Origin of the sequence: Pseudoalteromonas sp. 3D05 (assembly GCF_002723455.1) — a bacterium.
GTDB lineage: Bacteria > Pseudomonadota > Gammaproteobacteria > Enterobacterales > Alteromonadaceae > Pseudoalteromonas.
Genome location: NZ_PDUS01000002.1, coordinates 87,095 through 108,150, shown reverse-complemented (window position 1 = coordinate 108,150; position 21,056 = coordinate 87,095). Strand labels below are relative to the sequence as shown.

Genomic DNA, 21,056 nt, shown 5'->3' with positions numbered 1-21,056 from the left:
TATAGCTGGTGGATTTTCAACAAGTCTTTATTGTGAGTATTTAATATAACTTTGATGATTAAGCTGGCAGTGCCAGCTTAATCATTGGAATATTTTGTTAGCACCTAGCTAGTTACCCCAAGGGTTACTTGCGTTTGAGCGTTGTTTGCGTGTACGAGCGCGGTCTTTCGCTTCTTTTTTTGCCTGTATTCGCTTAGCATCACTAAAGCTTAGTTCGCACGGTTCACCTGGTTTGTGATCTTCTGGAATTACACGATCACGAGGTGGCAGCTGATACTGAACATCATCAGGTTTAGGTAAGTTTTTTAAACGGTAAAGGTAAAAGTTTTCTACTTTGTCTTGCGCCCATTGAGTCTTACGTAAAAATTTTACCGCAGACTTAAGGTCTGGATTATTTTTAAAGCAATTCAGCTGCAAATAAGCATGTAATAATTCCCAGCCGTATTGATCAACTAGTTCAGATACAACCTGCTCAAGTTTAACGCCTTGCAACGGGTTATTACCGAATAATTCTTCGTTACTCATGGTCACTCTCATTTCAATTTCTAATATTGTAATTATAATTTTTTACTTTATCTATTGATAGTACATTCTACGTCGTAATGAGATATTTTACTTTTGTGTACGTAATAGGTAATATTCTCGGGCGTAAATTGGCATGATGCCATGTTCATTGGATGATAGATTTAAGGAATAGTATATATGGGACTTTTTAATAAGATTAAAACACAAGCCACCTCAATTGGTTCAAACATAAGTGACTCAACATCTAAACTTAGCTCGGATATGAGTACTTCTTTAAAAGAAAATTCTAAACTCTCTGCAATACGCTCTGAGATTACCTCGATTGAAGGCCAGCTAAGCATAGGTTATCAAGACATTGGTAAAAAATATGTTGAAAACCTCATTCAAAACCAAGGTCAGAATGTTGAGGCAGTATTGCAAGAATCATTGAATAGAGTAGAGCCTTTACTTGAAAAGAAAATCGAACTTGAAGATCAAGCTATCGAAATAGAAAAAAAATTGATAGATCAAATTATCATTCAGGAAAAATCACTTTTTCAGAAAGAGTATGATCAAGAAAAAGAGAAACTTGAAAAAGCACTAAAGCTAGACGTTATTTCTGAAGATGAAATGGCTGAAAAATTAGCGAAAGCCCGTATGAAACTTGATAACTTTGATGAAATTCGTAAAGTTAAAAAGCAGCACGAAATGAACTTAATAACTAAAGATGAGTTAAAAGATAAACTTGCGGTCTTAGGTGCATAATAAAACTATAACATATAGCCGTGAAATTAAATCACGGCTATTATTTCTACTATAAGTTAATTTTGGCAATTGACCACAACACGTCCTCTTACTTTACCTGCCATTAGCTCATCTGCAGATTTAATCACTTCATTTAAGCCTATTTCACTGCTTATGGTGTCTAGGTGTTCTGCGCTAACTAAAGAGCTAAGTCTATTCCATGCTTCTATTCGGTCAGCTTTAGGACGCATAACACTGTCAATGCCTATCAGCGAAACTCCGCGTAAAATAAAAGGGGCAACCGAAGCTGGTAAATCCATACCTTGAGCTAGACCACAGGCAGTTACAACACCGCCGTATTTTAAAGATGCGCAAATATTGGCGAGGGTATGACTACCCACAGAATCTATTGCAGCTGCAAAGCGCTCTTTAGCCAACGGTTTTCCTGGACTTGAAAACTCGTCCCTATGAATGATTTGCTTAGCGCCAAGGTCTGTTAAATAGTCTGATTGCTCTGGGCGACCGGTCACTGCAACAACATTAAAACCTAGTTTATTGAGTAAATAAATAGCAAAGCTGCCAACACCGCCATTAGCACCTGTAACCAAAATATCACCTGATTCGGGTGTGATATTTTGTTTTTCAAGTGCAATAACACTAAGCATTGCCGTATAGCCTGCAGTGCCTATTTGCATCGTTTGTTTTGCTGTTAAGCCCGCTGGCTTGGGAATTAACCAATCAGCACTTAAGCAGGCTTTTTGTGCAAGTCCGCCCCAATGTTTTTCACCTACACCAAAGCCATTTAAAATTACGGTGTCGCCAGGTTGAAAATCATCTGTTTTACAGCTGGATACTTCGCCTACTAGATCGATCCCCGGTACCATTGGGAAACTACGCACTACAGGGCCTTTGCCTGTTATCGCAAGGCCATCTTTATAATTAAGCGTACTGTATAATACATTGATGCTTACATCGTTATCAGGTAACGAGTTAGTGTCTATAGAGTCGAACTTAGCAGAGTAGGGAATCTCATCTGATTTATTGATAACAATAGCGTTTAATAAATTTTCCATTACTAATCCTTTTAGACCGATCGTCTTTTAATTGATAAAAAAAGCGCTACCTAAGGAGCGCACGTAAAAACATTTCTGTGTAAAGCATTAATGGCTGCGTATTTTTAACCAGTTTAGCGCGCATAACTGCGCCTTCCCAGCCAACCCAAAAAAATTCGCTCATTTGAGCTGCATCAATATGCTTACTGACTAACTTGTGCTCTTGTGCACCTTCAATACACTGCTGCACTTGTAGTTGCCACTGTTGATAGCTATGTAATAGCTTAGTTTTAAATTCTTCAGATAAATGATTGAGCTCTTGGTTTAAATTACCAATTAAGCAACCTCGGCTAAAGTTATACTTTTGCATTCCTGCTGCGGCACTCTGAGTAAAATTTATTAACCTTTCTAAATGAGGGACGTCATCTTGCTTTAAGTATCGTTTTAATTTGGCAACAAAATAATCATTGTATGCGTCAATTACTGTTAAGCCAAAATCATCCTTACTTTTAAAGTAGTGATAAAAAGAGCCTTTAGGCACGCCTACTTTTTTTAAAATAGTGTCTATACCTGTGGCACTAAAGCCAAATTCGGTTAATGTTTCGAGCCCTGTCGTTATAAGTAGTGCTTTGGTATCTGCATTACTTCGAACGACCTTGGGTGGTCGACCACGTCTTGGTGGATTTTGCTCATTTATTTGCATTGCTTATATTAGACCGATCGTATTTAAAAATACAAGTGCTTTGTACGACATTTGAGCATTTTTTTATTTCCGCTTAATAAAAATATAAAAGTGTGGATATTGATTGCAATAAATTTGTCATAAATACAATTTAGTGATGAACTTTATTTCGATAAAGGTAGTCGTATTTAATGCAGGAGTCTGCATGTTAGCGATTAGATAGTCGTAATTTTTTTATATAAATATTGAATGTATTTTAGTGGTTTGACCACTTTGCTTTTTTTAATGTTAATTCATTATCACATCAGCAGCTTAGTTAAAGTCAATTTATTTAATTGCTTTTATGATTTGAATTTAACAGTTTTATTAACTATTCATTACTTGTAGATGTCATAAACACTACACATTTATAAATATAAAAGGTGAGGATTTACCTATGAAGAGACAGAAAAGAGATCGGTTAGAAAGAGCTCATTCTCAAGGTTTTAAAGCAGGTTTGGCAGGACGTTCAAAAGATATTTGCCCTTATCAACAAGTTGACCCTAAATCAGAGTGGTTGGGTGGTTGGCGTGAAGCGATAGAAAATCGTAACATGTACAAAACATAATTTTATAAACGAATTTTAAGCAAAAACGCCCTCAATTGAGGGCGTTTCTGTTGTTACAGTCTAATAGAGTTAGAATGCACTTGTATCTTGGAATAAGCCTACTTTTAAATCTTTTGCTTCATATATAACTCGGCCATCAACTTCAACCGTTCCATCAGCCATTCCCATAAATAATTTGCGCTTGATTACACGCTTCATATCTAAACGGTATGTTACTTTTTTAGCTGTTGGCAGAATTTGTCCTGTGAATTTCACTTCACCGACACCTAGTGCACGGCCTAAACCTGGACCACCAGACCAACCAAGGAAAAAACCGACAAGCTGCCACATTGCATCTAAGCCAAGGCAGCCAGGCATAACGGGGTCACCCTTGAAGTGACAATCGAAAAACCAAAGGCTTGGGTCAATATCGAGTTCTGCAACGATTTGACCTTTACCATGTTCGCCACCGTCATCAGTGATTGAGATGATACGATCCATCATTAACATGTTGTCACTTGGTAAACGGCAATTGCCTTCACCGAACATTTCACCTTGACCACATAGGATCAATTCTTCTTTTGTATAGCTATTTTTAGGTTCCATAACACTTTTTCGTCGCTTAGAAATTGCAGAGTACTTTAGCGTACACTTGTACGCCAAACAACTCTGAGCAGTTAAAAAAATAATATTTCTGCATGAAATATCACCGGTTAGGTAAAGAACATGCTAATTGTGCGATTAGAACGCGCAATTACGAGTAAAAATCATTATAATCACTTTGATTTTTTAACCATATTAAAGGAAGTTTATGATCCTTTTTGTTAACGCACTTACCGTAATTGATTTTTCTTACTTGTGTAATAAACGAGGCGCAGTTGGCGAAAGCTGGATTGTTGATTTAACGCTTCATGGCAAGCTTAATAAAGAGTCTATGGTTCTTGATTTTGGTCTTGTTAAAAAACAAATCAAAGGCATTATTGATGAATGTATAGATCATAAATTAGCAATACCTTCACAAATAAATGGTGAGGTTGTATCTCATGGAGATTACAAAACGCTTGATTGTACATTTGGTGATGAACATCATTTAGCGATGAGTGCACCTAATCAGGCATATTGTTTAATTGATTCTCCCGTAATTGATGAGCAAGCAGTAATAGATTTTTTAATTGCCACCATCATGCCACAGTTACCTAGTAATATTGATAAAATTGAAATCGAATTAAAACCTGAACATAGTAAAAGCTTTTATTATCATTACAGTCATGGACTTAAAAAGCATGATGGTAATTGTCAGCGTATTATACATGGCCATCGTTCTCAGTTAGGCGTCTCTTTAGATGGGATGGCTATGCCAAGTATTCAAAAGCAGTGGGCAGACAAATGGCAAGATATATACTTAGCTACCGCTGAGGATCAAATTGACTCGTCACAATTAAAACATGTCCAAGCGAAAGAGTCAGATCTTTGTTTTGCGTATAGCGCAGCGCAAGGTTATTTTGAAATGGCAATAAGTAATGACCGTTGTGACATTTTACCAGTAGATACCACAGTTGAATGTATTGCGGCTTATTTAGCACAGCAGATTAAGGCTGAGTATGGTGAGTCTAACGTTAAGGTGACGGCTTATGAAGGGGTTGCTAAGGGGTCAATTTGTTATGCATAAGATGATTTTTGCCTTTGCACTAACGTCATTGAGCGTTTTTGTGCACGGCGTTGAACTTAAAGGTAACCTCACTCAAGGTGGTTTAGTCACAGGTAAGCTTGATGGCGTAAAATCAGTCAATTTCAATGGTGAAAAGTTAAAAACAACTGCTGATGGAACGTTCGTTTTCGGCTTTGGCCGTGATTCAAAGCTAAATCATGAATTAACGTGGGTAGATAAAGCTGGTAAAACACATAAGCAATCATTGCTTATAACTAAACGCGACTACGATATTGATAAAATTACCGGTGTTGCTAAAAAATATGTATCTCCACCTAAAGAAGTCAGTGAGCGTATCAGTCGTGAAGCGGTTGCTGTTAGAAACGCCCGTAAAGTTGATTCAAACTTAACGTATTTTCTAGACCCTGTTTATAAACCAGCCCAAGGGCGTATTTCAGGTGTATATGGCAGTCAACGCTACTTTAATGGTGAGCCGCGTCGTCCTCACTTTGGTCTAGACATTGCCAATAAAACGGGTAGCCCTGTGTATGCACCCGTTGGTGGAACGGTCGTTTTTGCAGATAATAATTTATATTATTCTGGTGGAACACTCATTCTAGATCACGGACACAGCGTCACCTCAACCTATATTCATTTAAGTAAGTTAGATGTAAAAGTAGGCGATAAGATAAAACGTGGCGACAAAATTGCTGAAATAGGTGCTACTGGACGCGTAACTGGCCCACATTTAGATTGGCGATTTAACTGGAAGGGCGAGCGCTTAGATCCCGCACTTATGATGAAAGACACCTTAGCGAAGAAAAAGTAGAGAACATGACAACAGAAGTTAATCGCGATGAAATCATTGCACAACGAATAGTAGAATCAACTACCTCTGTGACAAAAACCGTTTTTCCAGGTCGCACAAATCACCACAATACATTGTTTGGTGGCGATGCTTTAGCTTGGATGGATGAAGTTGCCTTTATTGCAGCAACACGCTTTTGCCGTAAACCCTTAGTGACTATTTCATCTGATAGAGTTGATTTTAAAGAGGCAATTCCTGCAGGCACGTTTGCTGAACTTATTTCTAAAGTAGTGCATGTTGGTAATACTAGTTTACGTGTTGATGTAGAAATTTTTCTTGAAACAATGCACAAAGATGACAAACATTCTGCCATTACTGGTAGTTTTACCTTTGTTGCTGTTGATGACAATCACAGGCCAACACCGGTAGTTTGCAATAAAATGATTTACGGTTTTTAATTGTAAACTAATAAATAGCACTCATAGTAAGTGCTATTTTTAGATAATCAAAAGAACACATCATACTTTATTTGATATAATAATAAACTTAGCATTAAGTTTATTAACTAAAAAAGGGTAAGCAAATAAAAGAGAGGCTCTATTAAATTAGCTATAACACCATGGCTGCTATCCAACCAAATGCAAGCAAAGGGAGGTTAAAGTGTATAAAGGTAGGCACAACCGAGTCCCAAATATGGTCGTGTTGGCCGTCTGCATTTAAACCTGAGGTTGGGCCTAATGTAGAATCTGAAGCAGGGGAGCCTGCATCGCCTAAAGCACCTGCAGTACCAACAAGAGCAGCCGTTGCCATAACAGAAAAGTTTAACTCCAAACACAATGGGACAAAAAGGGTGGCTATTATTGGCACGGTTGAAAAAGAACTACCAATTCCCATAGTTATCATTAAGCCGACCAATAAAATTAATGCTGCTGCCAAAGGTTGATTACCTTCTATAACCCCAGCGGCACTTTGCACTAAGGACGCAACATCACCTGTGGCTTTCATTACAGAGGCAAAACCTTGAGCTGCGATCATAATAAAGCCAATCATTGCCATCATAGCAACCCCTTTACTAAATACGTCGTTATTTTGCTCCCATTTAACAATGCCAAATAAGCTAAAAATCATCACACCAACAAGGCCCCCCAATATCATCGAGCCACTTACATTCTGAGCGATTAAAGATGTTATTACGGCAGTTATTCCAACAAGCAAAACCTTTTTGGGTTGCTGCACAGTGACGTCGATTGTCTGCTCTTCTAAATCATTTGTTTTATAAGTGCGGCGTTTTCTGTAGCTAATAAATACCGCAATCAAAAGCCCGATAAACATGCCAATTGCAGGTATTATCATTGCCATGGGGACTTGCGTATTTATAATTTCTAGCCCATTTTCAACTAAATTTTTATGTAATATTGAATACAAATAAATTCCGCCAAACCCATAGGGTAGCACCATATAAGATGTTGCAAGACCAAACGTTAAAATACACGCTATGGCTCGGCGGTCTAATCGCAGCTTATTAAACACAATTAATAATGGTGGGATCAAAATTGGTATAAAAGCAATATGCACCGGGATAAGGTTTTGTGAAGATATAGCACATATTAATATTATTGATAATATAAAGTAGCTAAGCGCACTTTCGCCTTTATTTGAAGTGTTCACTTGCGATAATAGTTTTGCAGCAAGGATTCTGGTGAGGCCAGACTTTGAAATCGCAACAGCAAATGCTCCCAGCATGGCATAACTAAGGGCAATCTCTGCGCCGCCGGATAAACCCGCATTAAATGCATTCAATGTTTCTGTTAAGCCAAGTCCTGCACTTAATCCAGCAACCAATGCGCTAAGTGTCATAGCAACAATAACATTTACACGGGCCAGCGTTAGCCCAAGCATTAATAAAACACCGATTACAACTGCGTTCATAAAGATCTCTTAGCTTTTGTTTTAATTGATTTTACCAGATCATAGCTGTGTTTTTTACGTTGCTGCGTGAATTCATCACCTTTATATCGTACATCGCTGTATAACTGAGCAAACTGCAGGAAAAGTGAGCCTTTCTCAGCAAAATGCTCACTCGCTAAATTGAGATAGTGCAGTGGAGTTTGACTAGCCGTGTGATCAAACCCATTTTTAGCGCACCATAACTGAATCTCTTTATAATGCTTTACTAGCAAATGCTCATCTATTTTTGTTTTTTTAGGCCAATTTAAATAAACAAAATAACTAATAAAAATAATGACGATAGATAAAATAACAAATAAAGAAATTTTCCATAGCTGGCTGTTACCAAATAAGCGTTTCAAAAATGAACTTTGCTTTTGTTGATCGAAACCAAGCACCCAATTGGTCCATTTGTAATCTAGGTTTTCTAAGTTTAAACGTAACCAATTAAAGCCAGGTATTTGATTGAACCTCAATAAACTAAAATCTAAGTTATTTGTAAACTCATTATTAAGTGATTGCATCTGTGAAAGTGAACCATTCAAACGTTCAGGTGAAACAACGGCGGTTGCATCAAAAATTTGCCAACCTTTATCCTTTATATACACTTCAACCCATGCATGAGCATCATACTGATAAACACTTAAATACTCATCTTGCTTATTTAATTCTCCACCCAAATACCCGGATACAACTCTGGCAGGAATACCTACAGTTCTAAACATAAACGCCGCTGCACTGGCATAGTGGCCACAAAAACCTCGTTTATTATTAAACATAAATTCATCAATAGTATTATTGCCTGTCATAGGTTCTGGAGTAAGGGTGTAGGCAAAACCCTTATTTAAAAAGTGTTCTGTTAAGGCGGTTACAAATGCGCTATCGCTGTTATTTTTTTCATATAAAGACAACGCTAACTGCTGAGATTGCACATTATATTGTTCAGAGTTTGCAAGCGTTAAGTTTTGATAATGGTTAATTCTATCTAATTGAGGAGCATTTAAGGGCGAACTTTTTACGTCGTAATTTATATTGTTACTTAAGTAGCGCTTGCGTATAAGCAAACCTTGCTCTGTATTTTTAACATCAGAATTTGGTGAATATGCTTGCCCTATGCCATATAGCCAAGGCTGTGAGGAGGGCTCAGCAATAATCGTGTATTGTGAATTAAATTGGCCCGTATTGCTTACCGGCTTTTTAATACGTTGTTGGCTCTTCAAAAAGTCCGATACTAACCAGGTGTGCCCATCAAATTTATCATGGATTATAGCTCGCCAGTAGTACGGTGGCGCAGGTGGGTTGTTTTTACTTAATTTAGCCCTAAAAACAAGCTCGTCTGAACGAGAAAGTTTTGCTATATCAAAAGGATTAACGCTTTCTGACAAGCCCGTTTTAGCAAGCTTAGGCCCTGGTAATTGCCAAAAGGCAGGTAGTTTTGGTAAAAATAGCAATAAAAATACAGCCACCGGTAAAGCGAGCAATAACATTTTACCACTTTGCTTCGATGCAATTTTTAAACTATGTTTACTTTCAATAAGTGCTAGCGCGGCAAAATTAAATACATACAAAGCGCTCACACATAATGTCGCCATGATCGACTGCGAAAATAGATAGACTGTTGATAAACTAAAAAAACTCAGTAAAACAATAGTTTGATAATTTTTTTTGGTTTTGGCTTGCAGCAACTTAAACAAACTAGACAAAATAAGCATGGCAACAAACAAAGTCACTGTATCACCAAATCCAATTTCGTAAAGTAACAACACAAGAGAAAAGCCGGCCAGAATATTTGCATATAATGTGCTAGGTTTTGGCTTATTCATTATAGTGATTGTAAAATTCCAAACACATAAAATGGCCAATAATGCTGAAAAAACAGGAGTCAGCTCAGACATTAAAAATAATACAACTATGCCATAAATTATTGATAAGCTGATATTTATTGATTTTTCATTATGATGTTTTTGCATCTTGGCTCTCAGTGCTCGAGTTAAAACGACTCAATGCAATTAAACATGCAGTAAAGTGTTCACGACCTTTAGCCATTGAATAAAGCTGATTATTTAATTTAAGTGCAAAAGCATGATCGTGTAAATGAGCTTGGGTGATCAAATAGCTTAATTGACTTAGTCTTGCTTCGGCATTACCTTGTAATTGAGAATAGTCGTATATCATTGGTGTAGAAGCATAATTAACAAAATCTTTTACCATAAGCTGCTGTGTTTTTGCATAATGTTTCCACGATACTCTTTGTAAACCCATACCATGTTGATGATCAACCAAACTATCAAATTCATCAATTCCATTGCCACGTTTTAAATTGCCATCAGTGTTTTGACCATCAACCATTAAGTTATTATTTTTATGCGGATTAATTTGCTTAGGATATACAAAAACGGTTTCTTCGATTTGCATGTAACTCCAAACAGAAACCAAACCAAACGGGTACTGACTCAGTAATTTTATTCTTTCTAACGGATAACGTCCTCTGCTTTCGTAAGGTAATGAAACTGTTATGTCTGTCTTGTGTTTTATGTTATCTAGGTTATGCAATAATTTTTTTTGATAAATAAATTGGAGTGACTGACATAATTTATCTGTTGAAATATCAAAAACTAAGCGTGGTGAAATAGGGGAGTAGTCATTATTTTTTGATTTAAACTTTACAGTTACACCCTTCACATTGGAGTAACCAATTAATATAGCCAATATCAAAACAACTAACATTAAATAAGCCATAGCCAAAATTAAGTTGTTTTGATAATTAATCCCTAATATAAAATTTAAAACGCAGACAAATAAAAAACTACAGCCCATTTTTGAAGGTAAAACATAAATCGTATTATGTTTTAGAGTCAGTGTATTGCCGGTATGTTTATTTTTTAGCAGTTTTCTAAATAGTGCCTTTTTAAAGTTAGCAAATAAAAAGCCACTGTGTTTGTCCTTTAACCTCTTTGCAAATAGCATATTCTACAAAGGCACAGGAACAGCGTTTAATAACTGTTTTATTTGTAACTCGCTTGTTTGTTCATCAATTCCTAATCGATGAGCAGTCACACTTTTAAAAACAGTTTGTACATCATCGGGAGTGACAAAGTCTCTACCTTCTATATAGGCCCAAGCTTGTGCAGCTTTACCCAATGCTATACTGGCTCTAGGTGACAACGGATTAGCAAAAACGCCGCTTTGGCGAGTATAAGACACAAGCTCAATAATGTAATCAATGATAGGTTCAGAAATAGTCAATTTTAAAATTTCAGACTGTATATCAATTAGTTGAGAAGAGTTTATGCGTTTAGGAAGCGATTCATAATCACGATTATTAACACCTAAAATAAGCTTTCTTTCTGCTTCTTTTGGTGGAAAGCCTAAACTTATCCGCATCATAAATCGATCTAATTGTGATTCTGGTAAAGGGTAAGTGCCTGATTGATATAAAGGGTTTTGTGTAGCAATGACAAAAAATGGTGTTGGCAGGGGGTATATATCACCATCCATCGATACTTGTTTTTCTTCCATTGCCTCTAACAATGCACTTTGTGTTTTTGGCCCAGCACGGTTAATTTCATCTGCTAACACGACTTGACTAAAAACCGGTCCTCTATGAAATGTGAAAGTGTGCTCATTTGAATTAAAAATACTGGCGCCTAAAATATCTGATGGCAGTAAATCACTGGTAAATTGAACTCGCTGATAAGATAACCCTAAAACAGATGCAAGTGCATGAGATAATGTAGTTTTTCCCATGCCAGGTAAATCTTCAATCAATAAGTGTCCTTGACTAAATAAGCATGTTAAAGCGAGTTTAATTTGTGTTTTTTTACCAAAAATTACCTGTGATAAATCATCAATTATTTCTGTGACTGTAGAATGCATAGTAACCTTAAAAATGTTCGACTATTTCTAATCGTTTCATTACAGTATCAACTTTTTTTGCGTTGAATGGCTTAGCAATAAAACCTTTAGCGCCGAGCTCCCAAGTATTTTGTACATTCTCTAAACTATTATGTCCGGAGCACATTACAACATGAGTGTGTGGGTAATTATCATTTAAAAATTCGAGAATTTCAGTACCATCGGTATCCGGTAACTCTATATCGAGAAAAATGACATTAGGGGATTTTTCTTTGATTAACGATTTTGCAGATTCAAAATCACGGCTTTCCAAAATATCTTCAAAGCCTAACTCAGTTAAGATTTGATTTAAGTAGTCACGAATATCTTGAACATCATCAATAATCAAAATAGGTTCGAGTGGGCGCACAAATTCCATGTTGTTTACTTCTTGTGATACAGCTTAAATTGTAGTTTTAATACTATGCTAAGCGATAATGAAGCTCAAGAAAGATACCGTAATAAAACCAACTATTTGAAATAAATCATTATAATGTCCGATACCGTCTAGTATTGGACATAGGGAGGTTGAACACAGATATAAAGCAGGCTTGCTGTGTGGTTATTTGTAATACCCTATAATTTATATTATGTTAAATAAGGTAAATTAATAACCATAGCGATTAATTGCACCTATTGTACAAAGTAAAAATATGAATAAATCAGCTACCTGCAAAATATTGCTAAAAGTTTATTAACCTCTTCGCTTATTTCATGTTTTTTAATAACGCCTGCAAACTTCGTTAAACAATATCTATTGTTAATAATACCGACCATCATACCCGATTTGTTTTCAAGTAATGCGTGAACACTAAAACTGCCAAGTCCGATTGCAAGCATTCGGTCACTCGCTGTTGGATTTCCGCCACGTTGAAGATGACCTAGTTTTGTTAATCGTAAATCAATATTTGGGTTTACTGATTTAATTTTCTTACACACTTCTTGTGTTCCTATCTCATCTCCTTCAGCAACAACAACAATTAATGCATGATCACTGTGAAAATCATCGAGGTTATTTAAAAGGCTTTCAATATCATTTCGGCTTTCAGGAATTAAAAATGAATCTGCGCCAGATGTTAAACCAGAATATGCGGCAATGTATCCTGAATCTCTGCCCATAACTTCAATAACAAAAACGCGATTATGTGATTCTGCTGTATCACGTATTTTATCAATACACTGCATTGATGTATTTACAGCTGTATCAAACCCCAAGGTAAAATCTGTACCCGCTAAATCATTATCAATGGTGCCTGGAATGCCGATTAATTGGATATTACTCTTTTGAGCTAACCACAAAGCGCCTTTAAAACTTCCATCGCCGCCGATAATAATCAGTGCATCTATTTTATTTTTATTGATAGTGTTTATTGCACAAGCACGGCCTTGATCTGTTTTAAAAACATCACAGCGAGCGGTTTTTAAGATTGTGCCACCTAAATGCATTGAAGACTGTAAAGTTCGAATATCGAGAGAGATTAAATCATTACTGATCAACCCTTCATAACCTTTTTTGATACCGCTAACTTTTATATTATAGTGCTGAGCAGTTTTAACTACACCGTATAAAGCAGCGTTCATACCTGGCGCATCGCCGCCAGAGGTTAAAATACCGATGTGATTTATCATAAAATGATCCACGCTATTAAAGTGAGTATCATTTATTTTAGATGAGATTTAACATTGAATGTAAAAAATCAATGCTACATTTGATCTCGATAAAACTATCATCAGATAAAGACAACAATCTAACTTAATTTATTGCTAACAAGTCATTATGTTCTTTGCTCGCCAACCTTTCATTAAATTGCTCCTTTGTATGCCAAAGATCTTCGCTGGATAAACTGATGTATAACATCGGAGTCGACTGTTCTTGAGCCAGTGACTTGAGCTTTTCATACTCACGCATATTTATGACTTGATCATCAAAAAATGTTTTTGTCTGATTGTTAAATCTGGGGTTGTTGTATGCATCCATTTGCCAAATTATAGATTGATACATGCTGCTGGATATTTCACCCATATTCTTATTCGTTTGAAGTACTTTATATTCTGAATAGATAAAGCTACTCAAAACCCCTATTCCAATCAAAGACACAGTTGTTAAAGCCGTCATTAATTTCATGGTCATCTCCTTATCCCATTACTTAAATAGTCATTAAATTTTCAAAAGCTCATGCTTTGCTCAAGCACTTTAATGAGTATAAGTGTTTTAAATGAATGTGACCTTTATTAAGACAATATAGGTGAATGCAGGGCTTAATTAATGAGTGTTAATTAAGTCTGTTAGGCTGTTGAAATGATTTAACAGCCTATTTAACATAATTTATAGAGGTGATTTTTAATGAAGTGCAGCCGTGAATGGAATCTTTTTACATATATCAGCTTCGGCGATGAGAATTTCTTCTAAACGAAGGTCTACCTGCGCCTTGTCAAAATATTCATAAGCCAGCTCAACAAATAAATTTTTGTGTTTTTCTTCTGATTTAGCAATTGCAACATAGAATTCTTTTTCTTTACCGGCAGGTAATGCTTGTGCCACAAGAGAGAAACGCTCATGTCCCCTAGCCTCTATTACTGCGCCAACAAGTAGCCTATCCATTAAGAACTCATCACGTCCGTTTCTAAAAACAGCACGAATTTGCTTAACGTATGGATCTTTTTGGTCATTACCTAAATTAACGTCGCGATCAATTAGCAACTTAAGCACCTGTTTAAAATGTATCATTTCTTCCAGGGCCAAATCTGTCATCGCTTTAACAAGTTTACGGCGATCTGGGTAATGCGATAACATAGACATAGCCATGCCCGATGCTTTTTTTTCAGCGGCAGCATGGTCTTGTAAAAAGGTATCAAAATCGGCTAGTACAGCCTCAGTCCATGAAAACGGAGTGTGGTATTTTAATTCAAACATTGTTTAACTTACTTTAAATTTAATAACGCAATTTTACCGTAATCAAGCGATAAAATCTTGTAACAGCGAAAAGTTAATATATAACCTTATCTATTTTTCCATTTGCAGTAGAAGCAACTTTAAGTGGGTGTTTAATATTATTCCAAGCAGTTACTTTGCCGCCAATGTTCATCTTTTCAAAGTTACTTAAACCTTGTGGAAACTCACAGTCTAAAAACATACATAAGCGTTCAAAACTCGTGTTTTTACTAATATCAATTGATAGAAAATCTGCTGGTCTATGCTCAAAGTAACGTTTAGCTTTTTTAAAATGTAAAGAATACTGCTGTTCTAAATATGCATCGGATGCAATGTTATCAATAGTTAAGTTATTAAAAGTATTTAAATAACAAAGTTTTATATGAGGGTTAAACCCACCATCGAGTCGGGTTAGATTATTAAACATTCTTTGTAATAATTGACGTATTGACGGGATCCACAACTCAATTTCTCGCTCTAAATAAATGAACTTTGAATGTGGGAACCTTTTATCTAAAACTTCAAAATCATTAAAAACTGGTGTATCAGCTATAACTTCAGCACTATTAAAACATTGTTTTGTATAAGCTGTATGGGCAGTTTTGTAGCCCAGTTCTAAAAATGCATTGCATACACTGGTGGTGCCCGTTCTAGGTAGGCCTATTATGAAAATACGGTTACGATTCATATTATTGGATGGGGGTTTTTATTGAATTAGGGTCAAACCACAATTTACTGTTATCAAGTGGCGTTAACGCTGACATATGACTATTTGTTAGTGGAATAATAGTTTTTTGATCAAGATTTGCATTGATAATCGCTTCGGTAAAATAACGATTAAAAAGCTCATCAAATTTACCATTTTCATGCATTCGCTTTAATCCAATCGAAATAGCTTTATGGATGTCTGGGCGACTAGGGTTAACAAAATAATAGATTGCCGCTGGATATTTTATTGCTATATTCGGAACTACTGTTATATCAGTATCAGCCTCAAGCTGTTTTAGCTCCCATCCAGTTTCTAAAATTGAGCGTGGAAATGCATCCCCTCGCCCTTTATGTAACATGCTAAACAAAGCTTCGTAACTTGTTGAAGTTGATACTTCAAAACCATTGTCCGTCAAAACGGTAGTATCAGGCCAATCATGACCTTGGATAAAATCAAGTTCAGAGAGTTCAGCTACGTCACTAATATTTGCAAATTTTATAAGCTTATCTTTTGTTGTTAATAATAAACGCAGCCCATATAACCCTTTATATATGGGTATTCTAACTGGCAGTAAGTCGCTTTCTCGCTCAATACTTGTCATAGACCAAGCAACATTAACTAATTGCCCTTCAACCAACTCTTTTAAAGAGCGACTTTGTACCATGTTTACCGATTCTTGTAATGTGTGTTCGTATCCACTGTGTTCGAGAGCAAATTTTAATAGGACTAATGGGTACCAACTCTCTTTTTCATAATCACGTTCAGGTTTTGGATAATACACGTCTAACCGAGGTGACTTTTCTGCGTTCGACTCTGTACCATGGACGTTTACCGGGCCCCAAAGCAGAGCTATAGCGATACAAAAAGACCACGATTTCATATTAGAAGAACCGATTTAGCAGCAAGAAAAATGCAGATAGCGCTAGTACAGCAAATGTCGATATCATACCTATTACACGTAGTTTGAAGGTGCCATCGTTTAACGCAATGCTGTGACAAATACGCCCAAAAACCAATAATCCACCCAAAGCATGGCAGTAATGACTACTCAACCCTTGAAATTCAGCTAAAAATATTAAAATAAGCGCAAAAGGTACATACTCAATAAAATTTCCATGGGCACGAGTTGCCCTTATCAATGATTCATTGTTATCTGTTCCTAAAGAGATTTTATTCGCTTTTCGGACTTTGACAACATTCATACTAAGGTGAATATACATGACTGCTAAGACAGCTGCGTAAAAAGAGATGATCACAATTTAATTCCAAGTATTTTTTTCTATGATAGCACAAGATCACTTTTTAAATAGCCAGCAACAAACTAGTTTTTTATGTTACCTTGTTGATAAAACAGGTCAAAAGGAAAAGTATGTTCACACCACGTAAAATTGCCAACACATATAGAGAAATGATTAATAGCATAGGCTTTTACCCATCTGTTTTATCAGTTAGTTTTCTGATTTTAGCGACTATAACAGTATCAATTGAATACACGTCACCCATCTCACAGTTAAAAGAACAGATAAACGTACTGTTAGTTGATAGTGAAGAAAATGCGAGAACTATTCTAAGCACGCTTGCAGGCAGTGTTATCTCTTTAACGGTGTTCAGCTTTTCAATGGTAATGGTCGTGTTAAATACTGCCAGTGCGAATTTATCGCCGCGTGTTATACCCGGTCTTATTACTAAAAAATCACATCAACTGGTACTTGGCTTTTACCTAGGTAGCATTATTTACGCAATTATTATGCTAATTAATATTAAGCAGATGGAAAATTATGTTGCGATACCCTCTCTAGGTGTCCTTATTTCACTCATTTTCGGCTTAATTTCCTTGGGTCTTTTTGTTTACTTTATTCATTCAATTTCAAAGGCTATTCAAGTTGATAATGTTCTGAATGATTTATTTAAACACACTAAAAAAGAGATCACAGGTGTTATTGATCGCCAGAAGTCGCATCCAATTCAAGAATTTCCTGAGTTTGAATCATGGCACTCGATCGAAAGTGCAACAGAGGGTTATTTTAAAGGGGTTAACTCACAAAGACTATGTGAAATTCTTGCTCAAGAAAAACTTAAAATTTATGTTGTTGTTAATCAAGGCTACTTCACTGTTAAAGGCTACCCTTTCTTGAAGTGTGATACCGATTTATCAGACAAACCTGAGTTAGTTGAAAAGCTTCTAAATTGCTTTATTTTTTATATCGAAGAATACATTAGCGATCACTACCGCTATGGTTTGACCCAAATATCTGAAATTGCAGTAAAAGCGATGAGCCCAGGTATAAACGATCCTGGCACAGCGGTAAAAGCTATTGATATGTTGAGCATTTTATTGATTGAAAGGTTGAAAATCAGCGATATAAACTACTCATTCAAACACGCAAATAAATATCCGCTTCTTTATCTTCATGAAACATCGTTTGAAGAATTACTTCATGATAATTTTACGCCGCTGCGTAACTATGCAAAATCAGATGCCTATGTTATGACGAACATACTTGAAGCATTCAAAAATATTTTGTTTACAACACATGAAAATGAACAGGCCACAGTTAATTTATTTAATTATTTAGCGGCAATAGTTGACGACATAAACGAACAAACGTCAAACCAATATGATAGAAATGAAGTAATAAATATGCTCAAATCAATACAAAGAATTTCACCAAATAAGGGTGAAATTCTATTAAAAAGATTTACTGATAAGGGCTAAAACTTAGCCACGGTGATGTACGTATTTCTTACCGTGGCGTATCGTTTAATTTTCTATTAAATAAATTGCGTAACTAGATGCAGAAATTGTAATTTCTCCCGCATGATATGAGTCAGGGACTACGCGTCCAGATTCACTATCTGCTAGCATAGCCATCTTTGCTCTTGCGTAAGGCTGTACACTAGTATCCATCGGACTCATTGAGGCACTGTACAATCCCTTTATATCTACACCATAATCACTAGCAAACTCTTTAGCTGCTTGGCGGGCATCTTCTATTGCTAACTTTTGTGCTTGCTGGTGTAGTTCATTATATTTACTTGATACAAATTGCGTGTTGTTAATTTGGTTTATACCTTCGTTAACTAAGCTTTGTAACAGCGTTGGGTATTTATCAATTGAATCGAGCTTAATTGTTATGTTACGCGATACTCTAAAACCAACAAATTCTTGAGCATTTGTTTGCCGATTATACTTGGTTTCACGGTATATATTTATCTGCCCTGCATTGATATCTTTATCTAAAGCGCCAGCATTTTTAGCAAGCTTAATTGCTTTTGCCATCGTTTTATCTGCTTTATTTTTTGCGGCTATTAAGTCTTTATCGATTTCTACAATACCGACATTTAGCAATACAGTGTCAGCTGCCGTGGTAATTTCTGCTTGGCCCTGAATATAAATATGTGGCGCGCTTGGGGTACTATCAGCAAACACATTAAAAGTAGCTGCAGCAAGTAAAGGTAATAAATAACGCATAACATTCCTTAATAATTAAATTCCATCTATTAGATAACGTACGCGGTTAATTGAAAATGAACAAGCAAAAAAAACAGACCGAAGTCTGTTTTAATAATCAATACACACAAATTTAGTTACTTACACGTTTATAATTACGGTATTTAGGTAACCAATAATTTTTATCAATTGCTGCCCATAACATGTCATCACTTATCTCAAGTGCAACACCTTCTTCAATTGCCTTTTTTGCTACCCCAAATGCAATACGTTTACTTAAGGTTTCAATTTCAGTTAACGCAGGTAATAAGCTGCCTTCACCGGTATTCGCTCGTGGAGAAGATTCTGCTAATATTTCACTTGAAACCATCAGCATTGCATCAGTAATTCTGGTCGCCTTTGCAGCAATAACACCTAAACCAATGCCTGGGAAAATATAACTGTTATTACATTGTGGGATTGGGAACGTCTCACCGTTATAGACAACCGGCGAGAATGGACTTCCTGTCGCTACAAGTGCTTTACCATCAGTCCATTTAATTACGTCCTCTGGTAATGCCTCTACTTGTTTAGACGGGTTACTTAATGGAAAGATAATCGGCTGTGTACAATTGCTATGCATCGCACGAACAACCTGTTCGGTAAATAAACCTGGCTGACCAGATACACCTATTAAAATATCAGGTTGAGCACAGTGCATAACATCTAATAATGATGCAAATTCACCGCTGTAAGTCCATTGTGCTAAATCATCGGTTTGTTGAGCCAAGGCTTGTTGGAAGTCACGGAGTCCTTGCATTCCTTGGGTTAGTAAGCCAAAACGGTCTACCATAAAAATTTGGCTTCTTGCTTGTGTATCCGAGATCCCCTCAGAAACCATTTGGCTAATAATTTGTTCAGCGATACCACATCCTGCAGAGCCTGCACCAACGAACACCACTTTTTGCTCTGATAATTTTTCACCTTTAACACGACATGCTGCAAGTAAAGACCCTACAGTAATAGACGCGGTGCCTTGTATATCATCATTAAAGCTGCAAATCTCATTGCGATAGCGTTTAAGTAAAGGCATCGCATTAGGTTGTGCAAAGTCTTCAAATTGTAAAAGCACATTTGGCCAACGGCGTTTAACCGCTTTAATAAATAGATCTAAGAATTCATCATATTCATCTTGAGCAATACGTTTATGGCGTGCACCCATGTACATTGGATCATTTAATAGTTTTTCGTTATTGGTGCCTACATCTAGCATTACTGGTAATGTATATGCGGGGCTTATCCCACCACATGCAGTGTAAAGAGACAATTTACCAATCGGAATACCCATACCACCAATACCTTGGTCGCCAAGGCCTAGAATACGTTCACCATCGGTAACAACAATAACCTTCACTTTACCTTTAGTCGCATTACGAAGAATATCGTCTATTTGATAGCGGTCTTCATATGATATGAATAAACCACGTGCACTGCGATAGATATCTGAGAACTTTTCACAGGCATCACCTACAGTTGGGGTATAAATAATTGGCAACATCTCTTCAAGATGATCTCGCACTAAGCGGTAATACAAGGTTTCGTTATTATCTTGTATTGCACGTAAATAAATATGCTTGTTTAGATTATCAGTAAAACTCGAATACTGTTGATAACAACGCTCAACTTGTTCTTCAATTGTTTCATAGCGCGGCGGTAACAAACCAGCTAGGTTAAAACTTTCCCGTTCTTTTTGAGAAAATGCACTACCTTTATTTAATAGAGGAGTTTCGATCAAGCCTGGGCCTGAGTGATGGATATAAAGATAATTTGGATCGGTATTTGTAGTCATAATTCCAAGCTTAGCGATGTCTTTTAAATTTGATCTGTCATTATTAGGCATGAATAAAAAAAAGCAATGAGATTCAACCTTGTCAGACCATTCACAATGAGAAAAAGCGCAATGAAACATCGCGCTTTATATACCCAAACCACCTCAAGATGCAGAATTCAGCGTTTCACAGGGGCTTAATATCAAGGCGTTACTTTGCAAGAATGGCATTCCCTTTTAATAAGTAACAACGATGAGAGTAAGTTCCTGTGGCGCCCCATGGGTTGGTTTA

23 protein-coding genes are annotated in these 21,056 nt (G+C 36.4%); 6 read left to right on the top strand and 17 right to left on the bottom strand.

Features of this window, described 5'->3' with window-relative positions; translation table 11 throughout:
* Positions 1 to 108 precede the first annotated feature (108 nt).
* Positions 109 to 525 carry a VF530 family DNA-binding protein gene (locus tag CSC79_RS02850; RefSeq protein WP_099293799.1) on the bottom strand — a complete coding sequence of 139 codons (417 nt, stop codon included), beginning with the start codon at positions 523 to 525 and terminating at the stop codon, positions 109 to 111.
* Between the two features lie 177 nt (positions 526 to 702).
* Here CSC79_RS02850 and CSC79_RS02845 point away from each other — a divergent pair, with 177 nt between their 5' ends.
* The gene (locus CSC79_RS02845) at positions 703 to 1,269 is read left to right on the top strand and encodes a hypothetical protein (RefSeq protein ID WP_099293797.1); all 567 of its coding nucleotides are present in this window, start codon (positions 703 to 705) and stop codon (positions 1,267 to 1,269) included.
* 56 nt (positions 1,270 to 1,325) lie between these two features.
* Here the strand turns inward: CSC79_RS02845 and CSC79_RS02840 are convergent, their stop codons facing one another.
* Entirely contained in the window at positions 1,326 to 2,321 is a 996-nt protein-coding gene (locus CSC79_RS02840) for an MDR family oxidoreductase (protein ID WP_099293787.1), read from the bottom strand.
* Between the two features lie 46 nt (positions 2,322 to 2,367).
* Positions 2,368 to 3,003: a TetR/AcrR family transcriptional regulator gene (locus CSC79_RS02835; protein WP_099293785.1), complete on the bottom strand. Its 636-nt coding sequence runs from the start codon at positions 3,001 to 3,003 to the stop codon at positions 2,368 to 2,370.
* A gap of 415 nt (positions 3,004 to 3,418) precedes the next feature.
* Between CSC79_RS02835 and rmf the strand changes: the two genes are divergently transcribed.
* Positions 3,419 to 3,589, top strand: a complete 171-nt coding sequence (rmf, locus tag CSC79_RS02830) for a ribosome modulation factor (RefSeq protein WP_058558798.1) — start codon at positions 3,419 to 3,421, stop codon at positions 3,587 to 3,589.
* A 69-nt stretch (positions 3,590 to 3,658) separates the two neighbouring features.
* Here the strand turns inward: rmf and fabA are convergent, their stop codons facing one another.
* Positions 3,659 to 4,174 (bottom strand): bifunctional 3-hydroxydecanoyl-ACP dehydratase/trans-2-decenoyl-ACP isomerase, encoded by a 516-nt coding sequence (fabA, locus tag CSC79_RS02825; RefSeq protein WP_099293783.1) that lies wholly within the window; start codon positions 4,172 to 4,174, stop codon positions 3,659 to 3,661.
* Between the two features lie 205 nt (positions 4,175 to 4,379).
* On the opposite strand from fabA, the gene CSC79_RS02820 reads away from it, so the two are divergent.
* The 3 genes from CSC79_RS02820 to CSC79_RS02810 are packed head-to-tail and all read left to right on the top strand — an operon-like array spanning position 4,380 to position 6,482.
* Positions 4,380 to 5,237, top strand: coding sequence for a 6-carboxytetrahydropterin synthase (locus CSC79_RS02820; protein ID WP_099293781.1), 858 nt, complete (start codon positions 4,380 to 4,382; stop codon positions 5,235 to 5,237).
* Entirely contained in the window at positions 5,230 to 6,045 is an 816-nt protein-coding gene (locus CSC79_RS02815) for a M23 family metallopeptidase (protein WP_099293769.1), read from the top strand. The genes CSC79_RS02820 and CSC79_RS02815 overlap by 8 nt, the downstream gene beginning before the upstream one ends.
* 5 nt (positions 6,046 to 6,050) lie before the next feature.
* Positions 6,051 to 6,482, top strand: a complete 432-nt coding sequence (locus CSC79_RS02810; RefSeq protein ID WP_099293767.1) for an acyl-CoA thioesterase — start codon at positions 6,051 to 6,053, stop codon at positions 6,480 to 6,482.
* Between the two features lie 151 nt (positions 6,483 to 6,633).
* On the opposite strand, the gene CSC79_RS02805 is transcribed toward CSC79_RS02810, so the two are convergent.
* The 11 genes from CSC79_RS02805 to CSC79_RS02755 all read right to left on the bottom strand — a co-directional run bounded on the left by CSC79_RS02805 (position 6,634) and on the right by CSC79_RS02755 (position 16,762).
* A complete protein-coding gene (locus CSC79_RS02805) occupies positions 6,634 to 7,953 on the bottom strand; it encodes a Na+/H+ antiporter NhaC family protein (RefSeq protein WP_099293766.1) in 1,320 nt (439 codons plus the stop codon).
* Positions 7,950 to 9,941 (bottom strand): DUF3488 and transglutaminase-like domain-containing protein, encoded by a 1,992-nt coding sequence (locus CSC79_RS02800; RefSeq protein WP_099293765.1) that lies wholly within the window; start codon positions 9,939 to 9,941, stop codon positions 7,950 to 7,952. The genes CSC79_RS02805 and CSC79_RS02800 overlap by 4 nt, the downstream gene beginning before the upstream one ends.
* Complete coding sequence (locus CSC79_RS02795) at positions 9,925 to 10,698, bottom strand: DUF58 domain-containing protein (RefSeq protein ID WP_180270378.1); 774 nt, start codon at positions 10,696 to 10,698, stop codon at positions 9,925 to 9,927. The genes CSC79_RS02800 and CSC79_RS02795 overlap by 17 nt, the downstream gene beginning before the upstream one ends.
* A 243-nt stretch (positions 10,699 to 10,941) precedes the next feature.
* Positions 10,942 to 11,847, bottom strand: coding sequence for a MoxR family ATPase (locus tag CSC79_RS02790; RefSeq protein ID WP_099293761.1), 906 nt, complete (start codon positions 11,845 to 11,847; stop codon positions 10,942 to 10,944).
* Positions 11,848 to 11,854: 7 nt separating this feature from the next.
* A complete protein-coding gene (locus CSC79_RS02785) occupies positions 11,855 to 12,244 on the bottom strand; it encodes a response regulator (RefSeq protein ID WP_099293759.1) in 390 nt (129 codons plus the stop codon).
* Between the two features lie 287 nt (positions 12,245 to 12,531).
* Positions 12,532 to 13,494 carry an ATP-dependent 6-phosphofructokinase gene (locus tag CSC79_RS02780; RefSeq protein ID WP_099293757.1) on the bottom strand — a complete coding sequence of 321 codons (963 nt, stop codon included), beginning with the start codon at positions 13,492 to 13,494 and terminating at the stop codon, positions 12,532 to 12,534.
* A gap of 124 nt (positions 13,495 to 13,618) precedes the next feature.
* Positions 13,619 to 13,990, bottom strand: coding sequence for a hypothetical protein (locus CSC79_RS02775; RefSeq protein ID WP_099293755.1), 372 nt, complete (start codon positions 13,988 to 13,990; stop codon positions 13,619 to 13,621).
* A 216-nt stretch (positions 13,991 to 14,206) separates the two neighbouring features.
* Positions 14,207 to 14,779 carry a tRNA-(ms[2]io[6]A)-hydroxylase gene (locus CSC79_RS02770; protein WP_099293753.1) on the bottom strand — a complete coding sequence of 191 codons (573 nt, stop codon included), beginning with the start codon at positions 14,777 to 14,779 and terminating at the stop codon, positions 14,207 to 14,209.
* Positions 14,780 to 14,852: 73 nt separating this feature from the next.
* Positions 14,853 to 15,485 carry a sulfotransferase gene (locus CSC79_RS02765; protein ID WP_099293751.1) on the bottom strand — a complete coding sequence of 211 codons (633 nt, stop codon included), beginning with the start codon at positions 15,483 to 15,485 and terminating at the stop codon, positions 14,853 to 14,855.
* 1 nt (position 15,486) lies between these two features.
* Positions 15,487 to 16,386 (bottom strand): transporter substrate-binding domain-containing protein, encoded by a 900-nt coding sequence (locus CSC79_RS02760; protein WP_099293749.1) that lies wholly within the window; start codon positions 16,384 to 16,386, stop codon positions 15,487 to 15,489.
* A 1-nt stretch (position 16,387) separates the two neighbouring features.
* Complete coding sequence (locus CSC79_RS02755) at positions 16,388 to 16,762, bottom strand: MAPEG family protein (protein WP_099293747.1); 375 nt, start codon at positions 16,760 to 16,762, stop codon at positions 16,388 to 16,390.
* A 113-nt stretch (positions 16,763 to 16,875) separates the two neighbouring features.
* Between CSC79_RS02755 and CSC79_RS02750 the strand changes: the two genes are divergently transcribed.
* Positions 16,876 to 18,222, top strand: a complete 1,347-nt coding sequence (locus tag CSC79_RS02750; protein WP_099293745.1) for a DUF2254 domain-containing protein — start codon at positions 16,876 to 16,878, stop codon at positions 18,220 to 18,222.
* 45 nt (positions 18,223 to 18,267) lie between these two features.
* On the opposite strand, the gene CSC79_RS02745 is transcribed toward CSC79_RS02750, so the two are convergent.
* Positions 18,268 to 18,978: an SIMPL domain-containing protein gene (locus CSC79_RS02745; protein ID WP_099293743.1), complete on the bottom strand. Its 711-nt coding sequence runs from the start codon at positions 18,976 to 18,978 to the stop codon at positions 18,268 to 18,270.
* Between the two features lie 112 nt (positions 18,979 to 19,090).
* Positions 19,091 to 20,785, bottom strand: coding sequence for an NAD-dependent malic enzyme (locus tag CSC79_RS02740; RefSeq protein WP_099294358.1), 1,695 nt, complete (start codon positions 20,783 to 20,785; stop codon positions 19,091 to 19,093).
* Between the last annotated feature and the right edge of the window lie 271 nt (positions 20,786 to 21,056).

Coding starts and splice junctions, on each gene's coding strand:
- CSC79_RS02800 (WP_099293765.1), bottom strand. CDS start 9,941: ATGCAAAAACATCATAATGAAAAATCAATAAATATCAGCTTATCAATA.
- CSC79_RS02745 (WP_099293743.1), bottom strand. CDS start 18,978: ATGCGTTATTTATTACCTTTACTTGCTGCAGCTACTTTTAATGTGTTT.
- CSC79_RS02845 (WP_099293797.1), top strand. CDS start 703: ATGGGACTTTTTAATAAGATTAAAACACAAGCCACCTCAATTGGTTCA.
- CSC79_RS02805 (WP_099293766.1), bottom strand. CDS start 7,953: ATGAACGCAGTTGTAATCGGTGTTTTATTAATGCTTGGGCTAACGCTG.
- CSC79_RS02850 (WP_099293799.1), bottom strand. CDS start 525: ATGAGTAACGAAGAATTATTCGGTAATAACCCGTTGCAAGGCGTTAAA.
- CSC79_RS02835 (WP_099293785.1), bottom strand. CDS start 3,003: ATGCAAATAAATGAGCAAAATCCACCAAGACGTGGTCGACCACCCAAG.
- CSC79_RS02775 (WP_099293755.1), bottom strand. CDS start 13,990: ATGAAATTAATGACGGCTTTAACAACTGTGTCTTTGATTGGAATAGGG.
- CSC79_RS02795 (WP_180270378.1), bottom strand. CDS start 10,698: ATGTTAGTTGTTTTGATATTGGCTATATTAATTGGTTACTCCAATGTG.
- CSC79_RS02810 (WP_099293767.1), top strand. CDS start 6,051: ATGACAACAGAAGTTAATCGCGATGAAATCATTGCACAACGAATAGTA.
- CSC79_RS02820 (WP_099293781.1), top strand. CDS start 4,380: ATGATCCTTTTTGTTAACGCACTTACCGTAATTGATTTTTCTTACTTG.
- CSC79_RS02815 (WP_099293769.1), top strand. CDS start 5,230: ATGCATAAGATGATTTTTGCCTTTGCACTAACGTCATTGAGCGTTTTT.
- CSC79_RS02740 (WP_099294358.1), bottom strand. CDS start 20,785: ATGACTACAAATACCGATCCAAATTATCTTTATATCCATCACTCAGGC.
- CSC79_RS02765 (WP_099293751.1), bottom strand. CDS start 15,485: ATGAATCGTAACCGTATTTTCATAATAGGCCTACCTAGAACGGGCACC.
- CSC79_RS02770 (WP_099293753.1), bottom strand. CDS start 14,779: ATGTTTGAATTAAAATACCACACTCCGTTTTCATGGACTGAGGCTGTA.
- CSC79_RS02780 (WP_099293757.1), bottom strand. CDS start 13,494: ATGATAAATCACATCGGTATTTTAACCTCTGGCGGCGATGCGCCAGGT.
- CSC79_RS02750 (WP_099293745.1), top strand. CDS start 16,876: ATGTTCACACCACGTAAAATTGCCAACACATATAGAGAAATGATTAAT.
- CSC79_RS02840 (WP_099293787.1), bottom strand. CDS start 2,321: ATGGAAAATTTATTAAACGCTATTGTTATCAATAAATCAGATGAGATT.
- rmf (WP_058558798.1), top strand. CDS start 3,419: ATGAAGAGACAGAAAAGAGATCGGTTAGAAAGAGCTCATTCTCAAGGT.
- fabA (WP_099293783.1), bottom strand. CDS start 4,174: ATGGAACCTAAAAATAGCTATACAAAAGAAGAATTGATCCTATGTGGT.
- CSC79_RS02785 (WP_099293759.1), bottom strand. CDS start 12,244: ATGGAATTTGTGCGCCCACTCGAACCTATTTTGATTATTGATGATGTT.
- CSC79_RS02760 (WP_099293749.1), bottom strand. CDS start 16,386: ATGAAATCGTGGTCTTTTTGTATCGCTATAGCTCTGCTTTGGGGCCCG.
- CSC79_RS02790 (WP_099293761.1), bottom strand. CDS start 11,847: ATGCATTCTACAGTCACAGAAATAATTGATGATTTATCACAGGTAATT.